Origin of the sequence: Robertmurraya sp., assembly GCF_036676585.1 — a bacterium.
Taxonomy (GTDB): Bacteria; Bacillota; Bacilli; order Bacillales; family Cytobacillaceae; genus Robertmurraya_A.
Genome location: NZ_JAKFCQ010000202.1, coordinates 1 through 17392 on the forward strand (window position 1 = coordinate 1; position 17392 = coordinate 17392).

Consider the following 17392-nt stretch of genomic DNA (forward strand, 5'->3'; position numbering starts at 1 on the left):
ATTAGGGGAGTTTCTAGTCTCTCACGAAGACCGAACGGACGGTATGACATTTTATGCAACTAAAGAAGAACTGGAGTTGGTTAAATGAACCCTCTTGACCTATTAAAAACACAGCTACAGAATTCTTTGAATGAATCGACTGAAAGTGAAGATTTTAACGAAGCTCTTCACGATTGCTCTTATGCATGCAACTTAAGTGTAACAGCCCTTGAACAACACATAGGAATGTGGCCAGATAAGGGTGATTGGGATATTGAATATTGTCGTGGAATTAAGTTCGTAGAAGACAAATGGCATCAGATAACTGGGATGTTTTAATTAAATTTAGGGTATTTAAAATGAAAAAGATTATTGTTTTGTGTGGTCTGTTGACAGCCCTCGCTGGCTGTGACAATGATGCTCGTGTAGCTTCACGCAATCTTTCGCAAGCTGCTGATATGTTTGAAATCAATCGTCGTATTGTGTTTTACAATGGTATCACCGGGGATTATATGTTGTCCCTTGAAGGTCGTTGTTCTTTTGATGCACAGAATGCTAATAAGCTCGATGTGACATGTAAGACAGGACCTAAAGAGTATAAGAAACACAGCCTTGGGCTCAGTGATAATGTGACATACTTTAGTGAACAATTGGATGGAGAAGATGTTAGTGTGTATCACTACAAAGTAATCTTTAAACCTCAAACTATTCTACCAGATGTAGACTTTAAAGGTAGCACTGAGGCCGTCAAGGATCTGGTGAAATGAAACCCCAATACATTCCATCCCAACTAGAACAAGACCTTGAGCGTTTCCTAATCACACTCTTAAGCAATTCAGAGGGTAAAATGAATACTGTCAAACAAACTCTATTTCACACAGCAGCTACAGTTTATGAGATTGCTTCAGGGCAGAGCCATACCCAGAGAGTGATCATTCCTAAAGCAGTAAAATTTTACAAAGAGAAAAGCTTGGTGTATAAAGGGATTAAGCGGTATAATAGTTGGAAAGAATCTTCTTTCTTTGGTGAATTTTAATAGGGGATAGTATGAAAGTTAAAGTGATTAAGGCCGCACTGAGTAGTTATTGGTATGCGAATAAGATTGGTTAAGTGTTTGACGTAAGAGAAACTTAGGCAGATTACACCGACTATCTAGTGACCAATGACTCTGAGCATAGTGGTTGGGGCTTGGTTAAAACCGATGTAGAAATCGTTGATGAGAAGAAAGCTATGTTTGATATCAAGAAGGATAAGTGGTTTATCTACACCCCCACACCTGAAATTTCCAAGGCTGCACAGGAGTGGTTGTTTCAGGAAGGTTTCAGCTGGCAAGCGCATGGTAACAAAGAAGTAAACTACACGGATACTAACTACCTTATGCTTAGCCCTTATGAAGACGGACGGTTTTGTCATACATTCAGTATCGACGAAAAGCTTGGAGAAAAAGAAATCAAGATGACATTTAAGGCAGTAGTGGATTCTGTGGAATTTCCTGAAACTCAAACACCAGAACAAATTCAGCTTGACAAAGTGATGGATCAGATTGCAGAGCTACAGACGCAAGCGGCCAAGCTTCAAGAATTGATCAACAAATGATCAGAAAATTTTGTGAAAGAAATTAGAAAATTCCCTCTAATTTCGATTGCCTTCGGATCCGAAAGGTGTAAGATTAGCCATACAGACCTGTTTCAACCATGATACACCCCTAATGCAAGGAGCTTTAAAAATGAACCAAGAAATAAAAGTTGCTCTGGAATCGCTGCGTAACCCAACAGTTTACAACCAAGCTTTGTGTGATTGCACGAACGCCTTGAACCTCTCGAAAGCTACATTGGAGCAACACTTTGTATCATGGTTGTGGCTTCCTGAGGGTGAAAAATATAAAAATGGTGTGGATGAAGCCTATGCTATCCAGCTTGGCGCTATTGAGGAAGCCCTTGTTTTGCAAGGATTAATTTATGAAGAGGGATTGCCTGACTGATTTTCTAAAGGGATTTTTATAAATCTTTTTACATTTTATCGACAATCCCCTTGACGGCCATGGTCAAGGTGAGCTAGTATTCATTTCACAAAGAGGAGAAAGATAGCAGTAGCCTCTGAAGAGCAAGGAGACAACGCACAGAGGAATTACCCGCTGTGTTTCTTTCTAAAATTCTTAAGGTGAAATATCATGGCTAATCAAGCAAAAGTGAAAGGTGAGTTTTCCCCAGTGTCAGGTAACACAACCAGACGTGTTTATGATGTATCTGGGAATTTCAAAGGTCTGATTATCAAACGGTCTGAGGGATACCTCGTTCAACGATTGGATGGAAAATCAAGGATCAAGAAAACCCTTGCTGAAGCATTCCGCAGTATCGCAAGGCAGAATTGATCATGATTATCAAATACTTGATCACTCGTGATGGAAGAGAGTACATCTTAGACGCTGTTCCCGATTGGGCTAAAGATGATCCTGAATATAAGGTGACAACTTTAGCACCTGTTGGTACTGCTGACATGTATGATCAGTTTATTGTGGAGCTTCTAAAGGAAGAAGCTCCTAGTCTTCCAAGTACAGACGACACTCAAGAACGCATTCAACTGATGAACGAGCTGTTTGATTTACAACAGACTGAGATTGACCAATTGAAGCAACAACTAGAAGCTTTTGTGGAAGTAGTTGAGGGTATAGCTGAGTTGACGGAGGTTGTTAGTCAAAGCGCTATAGAGAATCGTTCAAAGCTACTGATCATAAGCGATTCTTGTAAGAAAATTCTAGCTCCACAGGAATGACATTGCCCGCCTTTGTGCGGGCTTTTTCTTGTCTGTGTGAAAATAGTTTGAGAAAGGACTTTACAAGGCGGGGTGTGTAGATTAAGATTTGACTTATACAAACCAAACACAAGGATTAACGTAATGACTTACAAACACGGAATTCCAGAACACGCTATCGAAAGCACTTACAAATTCTTCCATCGTGTGTGGGTTGGTAAGCATGGTGGTCGTCATGGTGAAGATGAACACGGTTATAAAATGTCTTGGGACAGTCGACATGAAGACCTGAAACCTTCCAAAACTTATGGTCAGTATTATTGTGTGTACTGTGGTGAGCGACCTATGCCTATCCAACCTGATTACATGGGCTATGAAGTAAGTGGTTATGTGTGCCTATGTGCAGACGCTCAAAAGGAGATTGAGAATAATCAAGCTATTGCAGAAGCTGAAGAGAATCACTACCAAGAATTGCAAGCTTTGAAACGCCTTGCACCTAAACCCTCTAATGAGGTGAAACGTAAGATCATCGAAAAAGAACTGAAGGAAAGTCATCACCTTGATCGTGTGATGAAATCTTTAGGTTATTGATAGGAGTTCACATGAAAGCATTTACAGACTATCCAATCCTTGAGCTAGGTGATATCTCAGGTGAAGAGGCACCAATCCGCGAAGTTAAAATTCTCCATTATGATGGTGACAAACGTTGCAAAGTTATTGTTGAAGGTGTTCAAGAAGAAATCAAGACAGGCTATCTGTACAAGGCGCCAGCACGTTACGATGAAGCCTACGAGAAAGATTTGGTCATCAACACTCAGTATGTCAAGAATGAGAAAGGTCACTTCCCATCTAGTAAGGCTGCACAGATTACTAAGTCTTGGATTGTCTATGGCCCAAACTATTCTCCATCATCAGGTCTTGGACCATTCTATTATCGATTCTTGAGGGATGCTTGGAACAAAGCAAAGAGTTTAGGCGAAGGTGCTGAATGTGTACAAAACTTGAAAGTACGTAATAGGGATGGTAGTGGTACGTGGACCAGTGGTGGTGTGGTTTATGAGATTTGTGCAAAATAATTGAAAATAATTGTTGACAGTAGCCTCAAGGTGCCTTATAGTTACCTCAAGCAAGACAAACAACACACAAGGAATGGCAGCCATGACCACATACGTAATCATCGACATTCAGACCAAAGCACAGGTTGGCAAGGTCTACACTGAACGTAAACGTGCTTCTGCTCAGGCCAATCGTCCGGACATGAAATACGGAGCGATTCGTTATGTGGTGAAAAGTATTTATGCTGATGAGGCTAACTGAAATGAAAAAGCCTAAAATAGAAACCATCAAAGAAGCCTTAATCCTCTGGGGTTGGAAAGAGGATCGTTACGGACACATGCAGAAAACCGCTCAGTCCGGCACACCTTATCGAGTTAAGGTTCAGGCAATCTCCTTGCGTCTAGAGAAACGTATTGGTAGTGACCGGTTTAAAGTGTCCAATGCCTACCTGAAAGATGTCATCGTTGATGATGGCAAGGTACAGATTGGTAAAGTTGTCATAGGAGATAAGCCATGATCACTCTCAGGTGTTTCGCTGATGTCATTATGACAGATGGCTCTATAGCCTTCAAAGCTGGTGAAAGCTATCAGTTCAGCCTGAAAAGTAACGGTAATATTCAACGCTTTAGTAACAACACAGTTCATATCTTTTATTGTGTTGGGCAGCAAGCTTGGACGAATTATTTCAAGTATGAATTGGAGCCTGTCTCATGAGCGGATTATCCCACTGCTTTTTCCTGATACTCACTATCATCTTCCCACCTTTTGTACTTCTGTGGATTTGTGTTGCAGTCAGTGAGGGGAACAGGCGTAAGAGGTTGGAAGACAGGAAACGTGATGAACAAATTGAACTACTAAAACAACTGATTAAGGAGAAGAAATGATGGTCTCAGTGTATGTAATTCTTGTGTTGCTTGGTTGTGCTATGTTCTATTATTTCACAACACCATGGTTGCGTAACTATGAAACTAATAAAGGCTTGGACATTGCAATTCAAGAATGTCTTGGTTCCGGTATTGAGTCTGTCAGTTGTAGTGACACTTATAACACAACAGTCAAATTTAATAATGGTTACACAATACAGTTCTGGACAGCAAACCGAATGTATGCCTATGCATCACAAGGATTTGTACTAAAACCAGATGGTACAAAGACGTATTGGGCAAATCAGATGCCTTCTCGTTGGACAAATCGCAAGCTTGAGAAAGCTGTAGCCCCTAAATCTTTCTTGTAAGGCCTTAAAGAGCGCTTGACGCTCTTTTTGTTTGCCTATACAATCATCACATCATGAACAGAAAGCTTTAGAGGTGTGACATGTGGAAAGGTAAAGGTCGTTCAGGTTTTGGTGAATCCTCGACACTAGGGGACTATGACGACTGGTCTTGCCTGTCTCGTAATGGCAAGCAATGGAAGAATCCTATCACTATGGAAACCCGTGACCTTTCTGGTGCCGACTACTGGCATATGAGAAAACAACTAACAGACAGTTATAACGTTCCTGAAGAACTGCATGCTGTAAATGAGACTGTTAGTTTGGCTCATACATTGCCGAACGGGAAAGCGAATTTACTTGCTTACGCAGATCACATACCAATTAAGAAAGCAACAAAAGTTCCATTGAAGAACAGAATCTTGCCTCAGTCAGCTCGTGTCGACAAACTCCGCTCAGAAGCAATCGAGCTAGAAGCAGCCTTCAAAGCTGGTGAGTTTAGTGCTGAAGAATATACCTTGCTACGTGAGGTTGCATTCAAGAAGCTACGTCGTGCTGAAGAGTTGTTGAAGAAGGCTGTTACACCTGTCCAGAAACAGGAAGAATCCTACGAAGATGAGGCAATTTCTTACACCGAAACCTTCCCTAACCCCTCAGACAACAACGGACATGGGGAAAGCTATTCGTCACCTGTAGGGGGTAGATTCTTCGCAGAAGTTATCGATGAATTGTCTGATAGAAATTCTTTTAAAAAGATTCTTCAGAAGGCTTGTGTAGTGGCTAGAACGTTGGTAAGATGGAACAACAGAACGAAAGCATACGTTCAAACCTTAAAGGAAGTGTAACATGAAAGAACATACTTGCAGAGATTCAAACTACTGGGTTCAGCACCCGTTTAAACCGTGTTTTGAGTGCATGTGTCAACTCTCTAAGAATTCTACTGAACGTCGTGCTAAGAAAGGAAAGAAGAAATGAACCATACACAACAGCATACGCAGTATGACACTCTCAGTGCAGCAATGGTTAAGATTGAGGAGCTTATCTCGGAAGGTTTTAGTAGCTTTAAAGTGTTCCGTGAAGAGAAAGTCTGGTGGGTTGTTGTACTCAACATTGTTAATGAAGAAGCCATATCTCGGTGGGTAGATGGTTATTACTTTATTTCAAAAGTTGAGCTAGTAAAATGAACCTTCCAAAGAACACATGGAATTGTCCTAAAGATAATGCTAAACTATGGTTCAAAAATCACGCTGGTTTATTGGTTGTTGAGATGGGTAGTTTGAAAGCTAAATGTCCAACCTGTAATTCCTATTATGATGTAGAGCCTAAGAGTAAACGATAATGACCACACAACACAGCCCACTTCAGCACACCTCCCTAAGCGCTGCTATGGCTACTGTGCAAAATCTAGCCAACCAAGGACACACAAGCATGAAAGTGTGGCGTGAGCTTGGTTTGTGGTATATAATTGTTAATGGAGAAATGAATAATGGCAAGTGAACACGCAATGAATTTGGTTTCGGAGTTGATATGGGATGTTGGCGGTGATCCTGATGTGTGGAAACTGTCTGAAGATGCCCTACTCGACTATATAACAACTTTAGAAAATCGTCTTGTTGAGTTTGGGCATACGGAATCGTTCTATAACATTAAACCGGAACAAACCAAATGAACAACATCTACACAGAAACTTTCTCTGAAGCTTTCGCAGAAAGCAATCCCTACGAATATAAACAAAAATACACAAGCAAGAACGGTAAACAAAGCTATATTAATAGTAATGAAACATCCTTAACAAAGAAAGCAAAGAGCTATAAGCAAGCTAGGGATGCTAAACGGATGAATTGGGAGAGGGACTGACAAGCAGTCCTAACGTTCAAGCGCCACTAGGGCTTAAAAAGATTGAAATAAATGCTTGACGTTAGGTAAGGTTGTGCTAGAATTACAAACAGAAAGAAGAGAAAAGCTCTTCTAGGAACTGAGTAAAGATCGTGGCTATCAAAATCTACAAAACTCGTGAAGAAGCAATCAAAGCAGCTGTAGAAGAGTTCGGACATTTGGCAATAGATACCCAAACTGTCAACGTTGTTAAGATTGGTCCGATGATTGCTAAATATCTTCAGTGTGAAGAAGGGTACAGCATAGAATCCATCGAACAAGATGGAGTAATAGTTAAATGAATATGCATGAAAGATTCCAAGACATTTGGTCAACAAAGACCATTAAACAGATTACCAAAGAGATTGAAAGTCTGCGTAAATATATGCAAAAGAATGATGCTCACTATGTTCTACACGGCAAGTCACACGCACCGGACGAGATGTCCGACAGTGATAGACTAAGAGCTTTGATGAAGATTTTGAGGGATAAAGAAAATGCCTTGTGAAGCTTACGTTGACCTACGGCATTTGAATAGAATTGCTGATGAAATAGACGGCCTATCATCTTGTGTTGTTAGAGTGGCAATTGATGAACTTGAGTATAAAAGAGTTAACATCAAAGAAGCTAGGGTTTTATTGAAAGAGATGTTAGAAGCTTGGGACTACTTCAGTGAATATGATGTCCCTATTGGGATGAAGGAATCAATAGAAAAGCTTTTATTGAAGATTTGAGGAATACTTAGCATGACTATTCAATTCACCGAAGGAAACAAATACCTCCTAGAACAATCAATCTTCAATCGCCATACTCTTTTGTGTACATATGTTGACAACACAACAGCTTATCTGAAAGTGGCTGGACAAGATACACTAACAGATTATCGTTATGAGCTTAAGGGGAAGAGGCTTTATAAGTGGAGTCAGCAGTATCAAGTGTGGGATAAGTTGGAGGAGTATAGATTGACGGAGATAGCTGATGTAATGAGTAAATATAAACCAGAAGATGTCACTATCAGTTATGGATTCATAGGAGATTAAAATGAGCTGGTCACATTGCGGTAAAGATAAACAAGGTCGGTTGATTGGTTATGCACATGAAGCAATATGTGACCATGAGGACTGTAATAAATCTATTGACAGAGGTTTGTCATATGCTTGTGGCGGTATGCATGGAGAAGATGAGCATAGTTGTGATAAATACTTTTGCTCAGAACACCTTGAATGGACACTTGACTTAGGTGATGAATATAAGAATGTCTGTCAAGACTGCATGGTAAGTCTTACGACTTCAGGCGATTATGCTTTGAATGTTGAAGATTGGGTGATTAGACCTATCAACCATAACACACAAGATGAACCTTTTGACTTCAGTAATGATGACGAAGATCCTTGGTTTGGTGATGATATGATGGGTGCATCAGGCTAAAATAAATAGAAATAAACCTTACAGGCCGCTTGACGGCCTTTTTGTTTGCCTATACAATTAGTACATCAAAGACAAACACAGGAAGCACAATCATGTACACTATCCTCCTTTACGTAGCACTCTGCTCATCTCCTAGCCAGTGTGATGCTTATCAGCCAGCATCTTGGACTGTCTCTAGCCAACAAGAAGAGAACGAAGCCTTTGAGCAATGTGCTAAGCTTGAACGTAAGTACATGGACATGAAAGGTTATAAAGAATCTGATTGCTACATAGCTGAATAATCAAGGAGAAATAAAATGATCTTGTCGATAGCTTTTCTTCTCTATTCACTTACTAAAGACAACACGAATGTAAAGACAGAGCCTGTCTATCACAAGATATGGAGCGATAGTGGAGAGGCTATAATGAGTGATAAATATTGAAAATAAATACTAAAAGGCTCTTGATTGAGCCTTTCTTTTTGTCTATAATTCTTTATACAAGGTAAGCAAACAGAAGGGAGAACGAAATGATCACCAAGGGCCTTACTATCAGTCAAGCAGTGGTTAAAGTCACTAATAGCAACCCAAAGGCTGTCTATAGAATCAACAATGTTGATGGTAGTGTCACCTTTTATGACTTCACCTTTTCAGATGAAGTGCGTGGTATTATTGGTTACTGGAATGTTACAGACTTCGGTGCCGATGGTTGTTCAGACTTGGACGTAGGCGATCTGGATTTTACAGGAAAATAAAGAAACTCAAAAATAATCCTTGCACTAAATCTAAAAAGCGCTATAATTAAGTTGTGAAAGGGAGTTAGCTAGTTAGGTAGTCTTGAGGAAACCCCGTAACCTTGTGATGGTACAAGAGGGGGCAATGGGAGAGTAGAGAGATCTAGCCCCTCCCTAACAAACAAGATGAATAGTTCATAGCGCTCCCTTCCACAAATCCACACTAGGACAACATCATGAACTTCGACAAACAACCAGTCATCACACCCTTCATCATCAATGGACTAATCCTGTGGGACTATGTAGAACGTGCTGAACAGTATACATCCTTCCTGATGTTTGGTGACTACGGGTGGTATTCTCCAGTTCTCTTTGAGAGACTGTAGCACATCTGTTAAGTTTGAACATCTTTGACAGTTGTGACTAAAAGATAAGAAATAGTCATGAAATAAACATTTCTTACACGCAATTCTGGCATGGTTATTGGTACGCTGTTTTAGAAAGAAAGACATGACAGTGTGAAGACTATACTAAGACACGTCTCAGAGAGCCTTATAAGGGCTTGTATTGGACTTAGATAAAGCCTATCAACTGACAATATAGAATAGGAATAAATAGGTGAAAATAGTCTTCCTTCTGAATTCAATTATTGATAAACTACTTTTACCGAGGAGGCTCGGAGGTAAACAAGGAGGATGCCTGTGTGTTTTGTAGCCTCTATTAGTACAACATTATTAATAGAAAACTATTCAATAGACAGCTGATGAAAGGGTATTGACAGGAATCTTCAATCTAGAGATAATAGGCACGCACCACCAAACAACATAAAGGAATTAAAAATGTCCATCTTCACTAAACTCATCGAAGCAGCTAACAAGAAAGATTGCAAGATGATCAATTGCCCTAAGTGCAAGGGGGAGGGTGGCACAGGCTGGGTTAGTTTCAACGGTCAAGCTTGCTACAAATGCAACGGCACCGGCAAAGTGGCTAATAAATGGATGAAAATTAAACAAGAAGTAGAAGGAAAAGAGCAAGCTCTGAAGAATCTCGCAGACTTCTTTGCTCAAGAGCGTATCCGTATTGAGTCAGGATTCTCTAAAAACTCTGATCGCTTTATTCAGTTTGAACGTTCCATTATTGTAGCAAGAGAGAAAGCTAAAGCTCGTTTGGTTGAGTTGTCAATCCTTTTAGGAGTGTGAAATGAAAGAGAAAGTAGAATATTCACACTGTAAGTCTTGTGATGGAACAGGTTTATCCCCATTAGATCAGTTCGTCTGTTGTCTCAGTTGCATCGGCCAAGGAGGCCTGTTTGTTGAACCAACACCTTACGATGCCCTATCAACCTGTTATTGTGACCTCATCCACACAACTTGTTCTTTCTGCGAAGAGAAGTGTAACAAAGACAAATAAATTGCTTGACAGCATTTCTTCCCTATTAGATAATGAAGACCAGAGCAACAAACAACCAAACAAAAGGAAGAATGAAATGACTAAGATGACTTCATCAGCATGGGACAAAGCCTCTCTGGAACTGGAAGCTAAGTACATGAAATCCATTGCTAAAGCCATCGAATGGATGGACACCCTTGAGTGGAATGACAAAGCCTTTCAAATCATCACCGTAGGTCGTACCTGTCACATCGGTACAGCCGCTGCTGAGAATGCTTTGTGTGACTGCAAGACTGAAGAAGAGATGTTCACCACAGACACTCTGGACATGTATGAAGCATCTCTTGAGTCCATTTGTGCAGACATTCAACGGGCTTACGAACAACGTTAACAGACAACTCTAGCAGGGAATTATAAGCCACTCATTTGAGTGGCTTAATGTTATCTACAGTATTAATAAACATCCTTCCAAGGTGCGTTAGCACGCCTCATTCATTGATACTATTAAACTCAGTCAAAGCCTTATCAATTCTAGAGTACATATGTACTCTCAAAGTGTTCTAGGTGCGTTCTAGTGGCTGAACAGGGTTAGTCAAAACATCCTCATTGGTTAAGCTCGTTATCGTTTCCCTCCAACTTTCCTCATCCCAGTATGTGGGACAGACTAATAATCCCTCCCAAACACCTGTCCAATACGTCTCAGCTACACATATCAGCTGCCTAGTAGTGTGTTATTAGGTATGTTGACAAGAGAGGGTGAGGTGTGGTAGGTATCACTCGCTACGCTCGTTCTCTGGCTAGTAGTCATAGGTTATGTGTATGAGGTAACATTGCATAGATTAGGCATTATGGTAAATGCGGCTTATAGTAACACTCTGTGATGAGTAATAACTATTGATCAGGGACTTGGTACAAGTGTTGCTCCGAGATTATTAGATAGCTATCCTATATCGAGCAATACAATTTAATAGGATATTTCTATAAGATAGTGCTTGACAGGTGGCCGGGGCTGTGACAAGCTTAACGCTATGACTAGAGATCCAAGTTTTGCAGTAACTAAGAACCTTTATTTATAAGGCTTTGACATATTTTCAGGTACAAGAAAGGACACTCACTAATACAAGCTAAGTGTCCTGAAAGGGGAAGTTGGGATATTTTGGTTGCAAGAGATATTTCTTCAAGGTGCACTTGCACGTATTAATATTAGTGTGGTTAGGTGCGGTTAGTAGGTGCACTTTATAAACCATAGGTAATTGGTGCGGCTACTTATATCTCGTCTCCATATTTTCAGCCAGTAGTTCATTGTAGTATGCCCTTGAGTTCAAAGACTCCTTAGAGATGGCTTGATCAAATGCAAGCTTTAACATCTCATACCTTACAGACCATTTGTTTGCATTGGGGTATGAGAACATATAATCCTCAACCATACTATCTACTTGATCCATTAGGTGCAGAGCAAAAGCATTAATTGCTTTGTGGCTTTCATTTGGTTTCATATAATCAATCCATCCATTGTGAATTATACAGTTTTTACTGGTACTCTTAGCTTTCTCTCTGATGTATCTGAGTTTATAGTCATTAGCATCAGGGTAGTATTTCTTAATAATTCCGTTAGCCTCGTATAACAATAACCCTTGAGGGCGTTCACCTAGATTTACTATTTCATTGACACATTCAGGATTGATCCTTTCTTTACTACACCCTTCAGTACCTTTAAGATTCCTCTTACACCAATCAACAGAAACAGCGCCATCTAAGGCGCTTACGATCTGCTTATATGTCAGCCCCTGTTTTCTCAGGCTTTCAGCTTCTTTCTTAACATCGACTACCATGTAATATCTTCACCTCTGTTTTTATCACTGTAGATTTTATTTCTTTTCCTTGCGTACTCACCACGAACATATTTTACATCCCTTATAATGTTGCATTCAGCATAGAACTCAGCCTCTGTCATATTTGGATAAGTCTGAGTTTGTAATGTGTTGCCTTTATTGTTGAATAGTGCAATGTGCTCAGAAGATCCAAATCCCCATATAAGACTAAGCTCTAATCTAGAAGCCTCAGATTCAGCAAGTCTATCTTTTATAATACCAACTTCAATATTCTTTCCATCAAAGTAAGCTTCATTCAAACCAAAGACGTGACTGCAACCACTGCATCCGTGCTCAAACCTAGAACCTTTCCCCATTCCAATATACTTCAACCTCTTCTCTACAAATACTGCATAAACGTAGTGCTCACTCATTACCACTCTCCAACTCAACCAATATTTCCAACATAACTAAAGCCCTTTCTTTGTTACGAAACTGTGATCTCTCACTAACAGACACAACACCAAGTCCTGTAGGCTGATGAACAATAAGAACTCCACTGTGAGTAAGTCCCACATGTTGTCCTCCAGTTTTATATGGTGGGTATGTGCTGATTTCTAGGTCTTCTGGTTTAAGATTCATCCCAACCCCTCCCCTTAACATGCCCATGAAGATACATCTCCCAAGCATCTGCTGCCCGCTGCTCAGCATAAAAGAAACTATACTCCTTATCCCTTCCTACTGAATAACCTCTACGTACAGCATAATACTCAAACTCTTGTCTAGTTTGTTCCTCATACAAATCCCATCCGTCTTCATTACAGCCGTTGTTTTTCATCATAAACCTCTAGTAAATCCATATCTATGCAACATACCATATTCATCCTCGTAAATATGTGTTGTCTCTCCTACATTCCAATAACACACAGGAGAATGTTGGTATAAACACTTTGCAACATCCTCATCTTTAAAGTCTCCTTCAAGAATCAGTTCGATAACCAGCAGATCATGCCATTTCTCAGTTACTTGTGTAACTCCTATCTTAAGCAGTTCATCGTAGAGATTCATAAGATAATTCCAAATGCAGTTAGCAGTGTTACCGCTATCACAGTAAGTACAACGAAGGTGATAATAGATTCACAAAAGGATAACATATAATTACTTGGTGTTAAGAAATTCTTCTTAAAAGTTGTATTGAAACACCTTTTCTCCTCTTTGTATGTCCAAAGCATGTTTGCAACCCAAGATAAGATTAAGCCTATAGCCAATATTTGTATCATTCTTCACCCCTATCGTAGTAAATCATCTAGGATCTTCTCCCTACCTCTTTCGGATATTTGTACAGACTTCTCTGTTGAGATGTCCATGATAGAGACTCCAGCTTTCAAACACATCTTCCCATACCTAGCTCCATTTATGGAAGTACTCTCTTTCACACACTTAGATTTCTGTCTGCTTCCACAAGAGCATTTCTCGTGTGTGTCCGTCATAGAATAATTTCCCCCTTGGCGGGCTCACCAAAGTTATCAATAATTAGAATGCTATCAAATCCATAATTTCGGACATATTGTTTAAACTCCTCTAGCCCCATTCCTTTAATGAAATACTCTTTCTGTTTTGTGCTGACTATGAACGGTTTTGTCGTGGCTCGTTCTCTCTGTGCCAGCTCTTTAAGTGAGATAAACTCCCCAAGAACGCAACTACCACCCTCTTCGGTAAAATGCTTTGTCATTCTTTTCTCCAATAATTCTCACACTCAGGTTGATAACACCCTTTTGACTTAAAGAAAAACCAATTAGGTTTCATCCCACTGCCACATAGAGGGCATGGATTACTGTTACACCCTACACGCATGAGCGGTGGTTTAGGCGGTGCAGTAGGAGCCTTTGGCCTTTGGATATTCTCCGGCATTGGTGTTGGTGATTTAGCTGTCATTTGTAAATCTCCTTAATCGGAACACCATCATAAATTTCTTTAAAATGACCTCTAATAACCATTCGCCTACAAGCTGAATACATATAATCACACTCAGCTTGTTTATTTCCTGTAAATGGTTTATCAAACCAACCAGTGTTCATAGGAAATCCAGATATCTTCTTCACTCTCTTACCATCCGTCTCAAGTAAACCCCATCTAGTGGGAAGTTCATCAACAGAAATAAGCCCTGTTGGTGCTAGAAAGAACCTCCAATCACCCATACCTAATGTTGGATCTACCCTAAATTTCTTTCTCTTATCTGCCAAGAAATCTGATCTAGAAGTTTTGCATTCAATAAGACAGGATACACCACTTCTAAATCCAAGGCAATCAGGTTGTTCCCCTGTATTTGTATAGGCTTTAAACTTATCATTAAACACTACGCCGAATGCATTCTTCATTAAGAACTTCTCAGCGAGTAGGCATAGACTGTCGTGTGTGATGGGTTCAATCATCTTCATTTATCCTATCAGCCATCCACTGTGGACACAAGAAGTTTACTTTAATTTTACCATCTTGCTGAAGCTCACACTTTACTTGAGGGTCATATCCCTCTTTTGTATAGACATCTGTTAATACTTTCCTGTATTGACTTTCAACAACCTTAATAGAATCCTCATATGAGACTGGTTCTATGCTCAATAGAGCTTTGTATAGGCTATCCTGTATATATTTTGTAAGGTATATGACCTCCAATGAATTTTCATCTCCGCACAAGTCATTTACTACAATCATTTGTAAACCTCACTCAGTCGTTGGCGCTCTTTCTGTTTAGCAATTTCAGATTTGAGTTCACTTGCCTTACGCGTGCGATCTACACGGGACTCGACAATATCACGATAACGGTTAACACGGTTTAGGTAATACGGTGTGACAGTTTTAGTGATAAACTCCAATTCGTCCTGAGTCATCCAAGAAGGCTTAGAGCAAACCTTACCTCCAAGTACCGGATAAACTTTGTGTTGTCCAAACCAATTTCCGAATATACTACAAAGATCTCCACTTATATCGCTGTATGCCTCCCACTCTAGGTATACGCTGAACCCTAGTTGTACAGATTCCTGTGTATCAATTACGTTTAAACCCCATAGCACAGAATTCCGGCAACTCCCAGTGGTGGACCATCGATTGTAATAAATATCTGAAAACTTCTGACACTCCTTTATTTTAAAACGTTTAGGATTCTGCTTCCAAGCATTCAGCATAGCAAACACAGGTTCAGAGATATCCTTACCTTTTGGTGGCTTCACTATAGGCATAGAAGCTTTGGATTCTGCTTCCATCTGATCAAACCAGCCACTCATATCCAATTCGCCACTAAGATTGAAGAACTCTTTAATTCTTTTAAACATCTTCTACTCCTAATTAATCTTTATACAAATTATCATAGACATCTTTCTGCCCATCCCGAACACCTAGACTATAAGCTTGACTAAACACCATCCAAGCTCCATTAGTCTTCACATCCTCAAACGCGTACTTAGTGTTTGGAAGAAGTGTTGTATCTAGGCGAACGTCTTGTGCCATACGGATAAATACAGGTAATTGCTTTTCTAAGGTATCAAGCATCACCATCTCCAGTAACAGCCGTATAAATCACAGCAACAATAACAAGAGGCCACAGAAGACACAATATCCAATCATTCTTCAAATCATATTTCTTACCCTTAGCTGTGCTGATGTGTGCATGTATGTAGGAGACTACAAGTGCAACGATGAAATAGATAATAATTAAAGTCATTTTATATTCCCCTCAAAATATTTGTTGTATTTAGCAACAGTTGTGATGTACCTGTCAAGCTCACTTGCATTTATACATTTAGCTACAGAACTGGTATACGTGTACCAAGATCTTTTCAGAAACCCTTTGTCTTCAGTTTTTGTAACCCTCATGGAAAACTTACTAGCTTTAGCCTCTTCTTCTATTCTCACAAATGCATCATAACAACCATTAAACCGTAGCCTACCTATCCAACTGGCTTTAAAATATTTCCTTTTAAAGCCTAAAGACCTATCTGCTACGAAATGTCCAACTTCATGATACAAGGTTTCATAGAAATTTTTCTGGAATAAGCTTACACAAATAATACGTCCTTCAGGCCACACCCAGCCCTCATCACCAAACAATTTTAGCTTTGGTTTAAGACCATATTTCTTACATACATACCTGAGAGCTAAAAGTCTTTTAATCATGATATTCTCCAAAATGATTTATAGGGAGTTTTATACCCTGAAAAGAAGGATAACACCCTCAGACATAGTACGCAAGCTTTTTCTTCACAAAACAGTTTTAATAGGGTAAAACTACGCCAACTTACCCTATTTCGTTTGAAGAATACCCTGTTTATCAGAGTCCTTTGTCTACAGCATACTCAATTACTAGCCCAACCATAGCTACAGCATTGAATTTAGGGTTAGATTCAGCAAATTCTTTCAAAGTTTTAAAGCCTGTAGATTCAACATACTCTTTTACATCAATACCAAGTTTCTTACAAGCTCTTTTCACATATTTTACTTCAGTCCCCATAATGTGCCACTGAGGCATACGGATTCCACGAGCAGATGCTTCAGCTTTCCAGTAAGGTTCGTCTGGTCTGTCTAGAATTACATTCTGTCGTGCATATTCTTGGTCAGCAAGCCGTTTAAGGCGCACTTCTTCTCGTTGAGCTTCAGTCATTGGTGTAAACGATTTATTTGTCATTAATCTCTCCCTTTGTCCGTATTTGATATTGACTCTGCAATACTAGAAAACTGCCAACGTGACAGTCGACTTCTAAAATATAGTGTTTCATCATCTCATGCTCGACTACATTGTACACAATACCTAGTCTATAATCTTTGATGTCCTTACAATAATAGTAAAGTTCATCACCCACAACATGTGAATCATGTCTGTTGCGGTATTTTATATATTCTCTACCTACTGACATCCATTCCTCTAAACTTTTCATACTCTTCTCCAATTAAATAACCAACCCACTATTCATAGAACACTTCTTAACCAACATTTCATGAATCATAACAATCTGTTCTTCCGTAAGAAGGATTCCTTCCTTGTATTTCTCAGCAACTAGTCTCAGCACCACTTCAGCAGCTTTATCAGAACATTCATCTAGAACAGATTTCTGCCATTTAGCGTAGAATGTTCCGGGACCGGCTATAACTCCATTGTTCTGCTTTACAGGACTGATTGTACAGCCTGTC

41 protein-coding genes are annotated in these 17392 nt (G+C 39.7%); 25 read left to right on the forward strand and 16 right to left on the reverse strand.

The features are described from left to right. Positions 1–84 precede the first annotated feature (84 nt). From ACGLXV_RS24395 to ACGLXV_RS24515, 25 genes are all read left to right on the forward strand, one after another. On the forward strand, positions 85–318 hold the full coding sequence (locus ACGLXV_RS24395) for a hypothetical protein (RefSeq protein ID WP_391560668.1): 234 nt from the start codon (positions 85–87) through the stop codon (positions 316–318). Between the two features lie 20 nt (positions 319–338). After that, positions 339–746: a beta-sandwich lipoprotein gene (locus tag ACGLXV_RS24400; protein WP_391560669.1), complete on the forward strand. Its 408-nt coding sequence runs from the start codon at positions 339–341 to the stop codon at positions 744–746. Then, complete coding sequence (locus ACGLXV_RS24405) at positions 743–1015, forward strand: hypothetical protein (protein ID WP_391560670.1); 273 nt, start codon at positions 743–745, stop codon at positions 1013–1015. The genes ACGLXV_RS24400 and ACGLXV_RS24405 overlap by 4 nt, the downstream gene beginning before the upstream one ends. Before the next feature lie 152 nt (positions 1016–1167). Continuing rightward, the gene (locus ACGLXV_RS24410) at positions 1168–1575 is read left to right on the forward strand and encodes a hypothetical protein (RefSeq protein WP_391560671.1); all 408 of its coding nucleotides are present in this window, start codon (positions 1168–1170) and stop codon (positions 1573–1575) included. 130 nt (positions 1576–1705) lie between these two features. Then, positions 1706–1960, forward strand: coding sequence for a hypothetical protein (locus tag ACGLXV_RS24415; RefSeq protein ID WP_391560672.1), 255 nt, complete (start codon positions 1706–1708; stop codon positions 1958–1960). A gap of 189 nt (positions 1961–2149) precedes the next feature. Then, entirely contained in the window at positions 2150–2350 is a 201-nt protein-coding gene (locus ACGLXV_RS24420) for a hypothetical protein (RefSeq protein ID WP_391560673.1), read from the forward strand. A gap of 2 nt (positions 2351–2352) precedes the next feature. Continuing rightward, positions 2353–2751, forward strand: a complete 399-nt coding sequence (locus ACGLXV_RS24425) for a hypothetical protein (protein WP_391560674.1) — start codon at positions 2353–2355, stop codon at positions 2749–2751. Between the two features lie 123 nt (positions 2752–2874). Continuing rightward, positions 2875–3321, forward strand: coding sequence for a hypothetical protein (locus ACGLXV_RS24430; RefSeq protein WP_391560675.1), 447 nt, complete (start codon positions 2875–2877; stop codon positions 3319–3321). Between the two features lie 11 nt (positions 3322–3332). Then, a complete protein-coding gene (locus ACGLXV_RS24435) occupies positions 3333–3806 on the forward strand; it encodes a hypothetical protein (protein ID WP_391560676.1) in 474 nt (157 codons plus the stop codon). A gap of 13 nt (positions 3807–3819) precedes the next feature. Beyond that, entirely contained in the window at positions 3820–4047 is a 228-nt protein-coding gene (locus ACGLXV_RS24440) for a hypothetical protein (protein ID WP_391560677.1), read from the forward strand. Between the two features lies 1 nt (position 4048). Beyond that, a complete protein-coding gene (locus ACGLXV_RS24445) occupies positions 4049–4303 on the forward strand; it encodes a hypothetical protein (protein WP_391560678.1) in 255 nt (84 codons plus the stop codon). After that, positions 4300–4500, forward strand: coding sequence for a hypothetical protein (locus tag ACGLXV_RS24450; RefSeq protein ID WP_391560679.1), 201 nt, complete (start codon positions 4300–4302; stop codon positions 4498–4500). The genes ACGLXV_RS24445 and ACGLXV_RS24450 overlap by 4 nt, the downstream gene beginning before the upstream one ends. A gap of 166 nt (positions 4501–4666) precedes the next feature. Continuing rightward, a complete protein-coding gene (locus ACGLXV_RS24455; RefSeq protein ID WP_391560680.1) occupies positions 4667–5020 on the forward strand; it encodes a hypothetical protein in 354 nt (117 codons plus the stop codon). A gap of 80 nt (positions 5021–5100) precedes the next feature. After that, positions 5101–5841 carry a hypothetical protein gene (locus ACGLXV_RS24460; protein ID WP_391560681.1) on the forward strand — a complete coding sequence of 247 codons (741 nt, stop codon included), beginning with the start codon at positions 5101–5103 and terminating at the stop codon, positions 5839–5841. Positions 5842–5967: 126 nt separating this feature from the next. Then, positions 5968–6180: a hypothetical protein gene (locus ACGLXV_RS24465; protein ID WP_391560682.1), complete on the forward strand. Its 213-nt coding sequence runs from the start codon at positions 5968–5970 to the stop codon at positions 6178–6180. A 154-nt stretch (positions 6181–6334) separates the two neighbouring features. Further along, the gene (locus ACGLXV_RS24470) at positions 6335–6493 is read left to right on the forward strand and encodes a hypothetical protein (RefSeq protein WP_391560683.1); all 159 of its coding nucleotides are present in this window, start codon (positions 6335–6337) and stop codon (positions 6491–6493) included. Then, positions 6483–6665, forward strand: coding sequence for a hypothetical protein (locus ACGLXV_RS24475; protein ID WP_391560684.1), 183 nt, complete (start codon positions 6483–6485; stop codon positions 6663–6665). Before ACGLXV_RS24470 ends, ACGLXV_RS24475 begins: the two co-directional genes overlap by 11 nt. A 319-nt stretch (positions 6666–6984) precedes the next feature. Further along, on the forward strand, positions 6985–7173 hold the full coding sequence (locus tag ACGLXV_RS24480; protein WP_391560685.1) for a hypothetical protein: 189 nt from the start codon (positions 6985–6987) through the stop codon (positions 7171–7173). Further along, complete coding sequence (locus ACGLXV_RS24485) at positions 7170–7379, forward strand: hypothetical protein (RefSeq protein ID WP_391560686.1); 210 nt, start codon at positions 7170–7172, stop codon at positions 7377–7379. Before ACGLXV_RS24480 ends, ACGLXV_RS24485 begins: the two co-directional genes overlap by 4 nt. Next, a complete protein-coding gene (locus tag ACGLXV_RS24490; protein WP_391560687.1) occupies positions 7369–7605 on the forward strand; it encodes a hypothetical protein in 237 nt (78 codons plus the stop codon). Before ACGLXV_RS24485 ends, ACGLXV_RS24490 begins: the two co-directional genes overlap by 11 nt. 12 nt (positions 7606–7617) lie before the next feature. After that, entirely contained in the window at positions 7618–7911 is a 294-nt protein-coding gene (locus ACGLXV_RS24495; protein WP_391560688.1) for a hypothetical protein, read from the forward strand. A 1-nt stretch (position 7912) separates the two neighbouring features. Further along, positions 7913–8299, forward strand: a complete 387-nt coding sequence (locus tag ACGLXV_RS24500) for a hypothetical protein (protein ID WP_391560689.1) — start codon at positions 7913–7915, stop codon at positions 8297–8299. Between the two features lie 508 nt (positions 8300–8807). After that, entirely contained in the window at positions 8808–9032 is a 225-nt protein-coding gene (locus tag ACGLXV_RS24505) for a hypothetical protein (protein WP_391560690.1), read from the forward strand. A gap of 977 nt (positions 9033–10009) precedes the next feature. After that, positions 10010–10210 (forward strand): hypothetical protein, encoded by a 201-nt coding sequence (locus ACGLXV_RS24510; RefSeq protein ID WP_391560691.1) that lies wholly within the window; start codon positions 10010–10012, stop codon positions 10208–10210. 113 nt (positions 10211–10323) lie between these two features. Continuing rightward, positions 10324–10791, forward strand: a complete 468-nt coding sequence (locus ACGLXV_RS24515) for a hypothetical protein (RefSeq protein ID WP_391560692.1) — start codon at positions 10324–10326, stop codon at positions 10789–10791. 871 nt (positions 10792–11662) lie between these two features. Here ACGLXV_RS24515 and ACGLXV_RS24520 read toward each other — a convergent pair. The 16 genes from ACGLXV_RS24520 to ACGLXV_RS24595 form a co-directional block, all read right to left on the reverse strand. Next, positions 11663–12232 (reverse strand): hypothetical protein, encoded by a 570-nt coding sequence (locus tag ACGLXV_RS24520; RefSeq protein WP_391560693.1) that lies wholly within the window; start codon positions 12230–12232, stop codon positions 11663–11665. Continuing rightward, on the reverse strand, positions 12226–12645 hold the full coding sequence (locus ACGLXV_RS24525; protein ID WP_391560694.1) for a hypothetical protein: 420 nt from the start codon (positions 12643–12645) through the stop codon (positions 12226–12228). The genes ACGLXV_RS24520 and ACGLXV_RS24525 overlap by 7 nt, the downstream gene beginning before the upstream one ends. After that, positions 12638–12853 (reverse strand): peptide chain release factor family protein, encoded by a 216-nt coding sequence (locus ACGLXV_RS24530; RefSeq protein WP_391560695.1) that lies wholly within the window; start codon positions 12851–12853, stop codon positions 12638–12640. Before ACGLXV_RS24530 ends, ACGLXV_RS24525 begins: the two co-directional genes overlap by 8 nt. After that, positions 12843–13052 (reverse strand): hypothetical protein, encoded by a 210-nt coding sequence (locus tag ACGLXV_RS24535; RefSeq protein WP_391560696.1) that lies wholly within the window; start codon positions 13050–13052, stop codon positions 12843–12845. The genes ACGLXV_RS24530 and ACGLXV_RS24535 overlap by 11 nt, the downstream gene beginning before the upstream one ends. After that, the gene (locus ACGLXV_RS24540) at positions 13049–13279 is read right to left on the reverse strand and encodes a hypothetical protein (RefSeq protein ID WP_391560697.1); all 231 of its coding nucleotides are present in this window, start codon (positions 13277–13279) and stop codon (positions 13049–13051) included. Before ACGLXV_RS24540 ends, ACGLXV_RS24535 begins: the two co-directional genes overlap by 4 nt. Positions 13280–13697: 418 nt before the next feature. Next, complete coding sequence (locus ACGLXV_RS24545; RefSeq protein ID WP_391560698.1) at positions 13698–13943, reverse strand: hypothetical protein; 246 nt, start codon at positions 13941–13943, stop codon at positions 13698–13700. Next, positions 13940–14146 (reverse strand): hypothetical protein, encoded by a 207-nt coding sequence (locus tag ACGLXV_RS24550; protein ID WP_391560699.1) that lies wholly within the window; start codon positions 14144–14146, stop codon positions 13940–13942. The genes ACGLXV_RS24545 and ACGLXV_RS24550 overlap by 4 nt, the downstream gene beginning before the upstream one ends. Beyond that, positions 14143–14643, reverse strand: a complete 501-nt coding sequence (locus tag ACGLXV_RS24555; RefSeq protein ID WP_391560700.1) for a hypothetical protein — start codon at positions 14641–14643, stop codon at positions 14143–14145. The genes ACGLXV_RS24550 and ACGLXV_RS24555 overlap by 4 nt, the downstream gene beginning before the upstream one ends. Continuing rightward, positions 14636–14923: a hypothetical protein gene (locus ACGLXV_RS24560; RefSeq protein ID WP_391560701.1), complete on the reverse strand. Its 288-nt coding sequence runs from the start codon at positions 14921–14923 to the stop codon at positions 14636–14638. The genes ACGLXV_RS24555 and ACGLXV_RS24560 overlap by 8 nt, the downstream gene beginning before the upstream one ends. Beyond that, complete coding sequence (locus ACGLXV_RS24565; protein WP_391560702.1) at positions 14920–15540, reverse strand: hypothetical protein; 621 nt, start codon at positions 15538–15540, stop codon at positions 14920–14922. Before ACGLXV_RS24565 ends, ACGLXV_RS24560 begins: the two co-directional genes overlap by 4 nt. 13 nt (positions 15541–15553) lie before the next feature. Beyond that, positions 15554–15757 carry a hypothetical protein gene (locus tag ACGLXV_RS24570; protein ID WP_391560703.1) on the reverse strand — a complete coding sequence of 68 codons (204 nt, stop codon included), beginning with the start codon at positions 15755–15757 and terminating at the stop codon, positions 15554–15556. Next, on the reverse strand, positions 15750–15929 hold the full coding sequence (locus tag ACGLXV_RS24575; RefSeq protein ID WP_391560704.1) for a hypothetical protein: 180 nt from the start codon (positions 15927–15929) through the stop codon (positions 15750–15752). Before ACGLXV_RS24575 ends, ACGLXV_RS24570 begins: the two co-directional genes overlap by 8 nt. Then, positions 15926–16381, reverse strand: a complete 456-nt coding sequence (locus ACGLXV_RS24580) for a hypothetical protein (protein WP_391560705.1) — start codon at positions 16379–16381, stop codon at positions 15926–15928. Before ACGLXV_RS24580 ends, ACGLXV_RS24575 begins: the two co-directional genes overlap by 4 nt. Before the next feature lie 154 nt (positions 16382–16535). After that, the gene (locus ACGLXV_RS24585; protein WP_391560706.1) at positions 16536–16889 is read right to left on the reverse strand and encodes a hypothetical protein; all 354 of its coding nucleotides are present in this window, start codon (positions 16887–16889) and stop codon (positions 16536–16538) included. Continuing rightward, complete coding sequence (locus ACGLXV_RS24590) at positions 16879–17139, reverse strand: hypothetical protein (protein ID WP_391560707.1); 261 nt, start codon at positions 17137–17139, stop codon at positions 16879–16881. The genes ACGLXV_RS24585 and ACGLXV_RS24590 overlap by 11 nt, the downstream gene beginning before the upstream one ends. Before the next feature lie 12 nt (positions 17140–17151). After that, positions 17152–17392 (reverse strand): hypothetical protein (locus tag ACGLXV_RS24595; protein WP_391560708.1); only part of this gene is annotated, 241 nt, incomplete at its 5' end.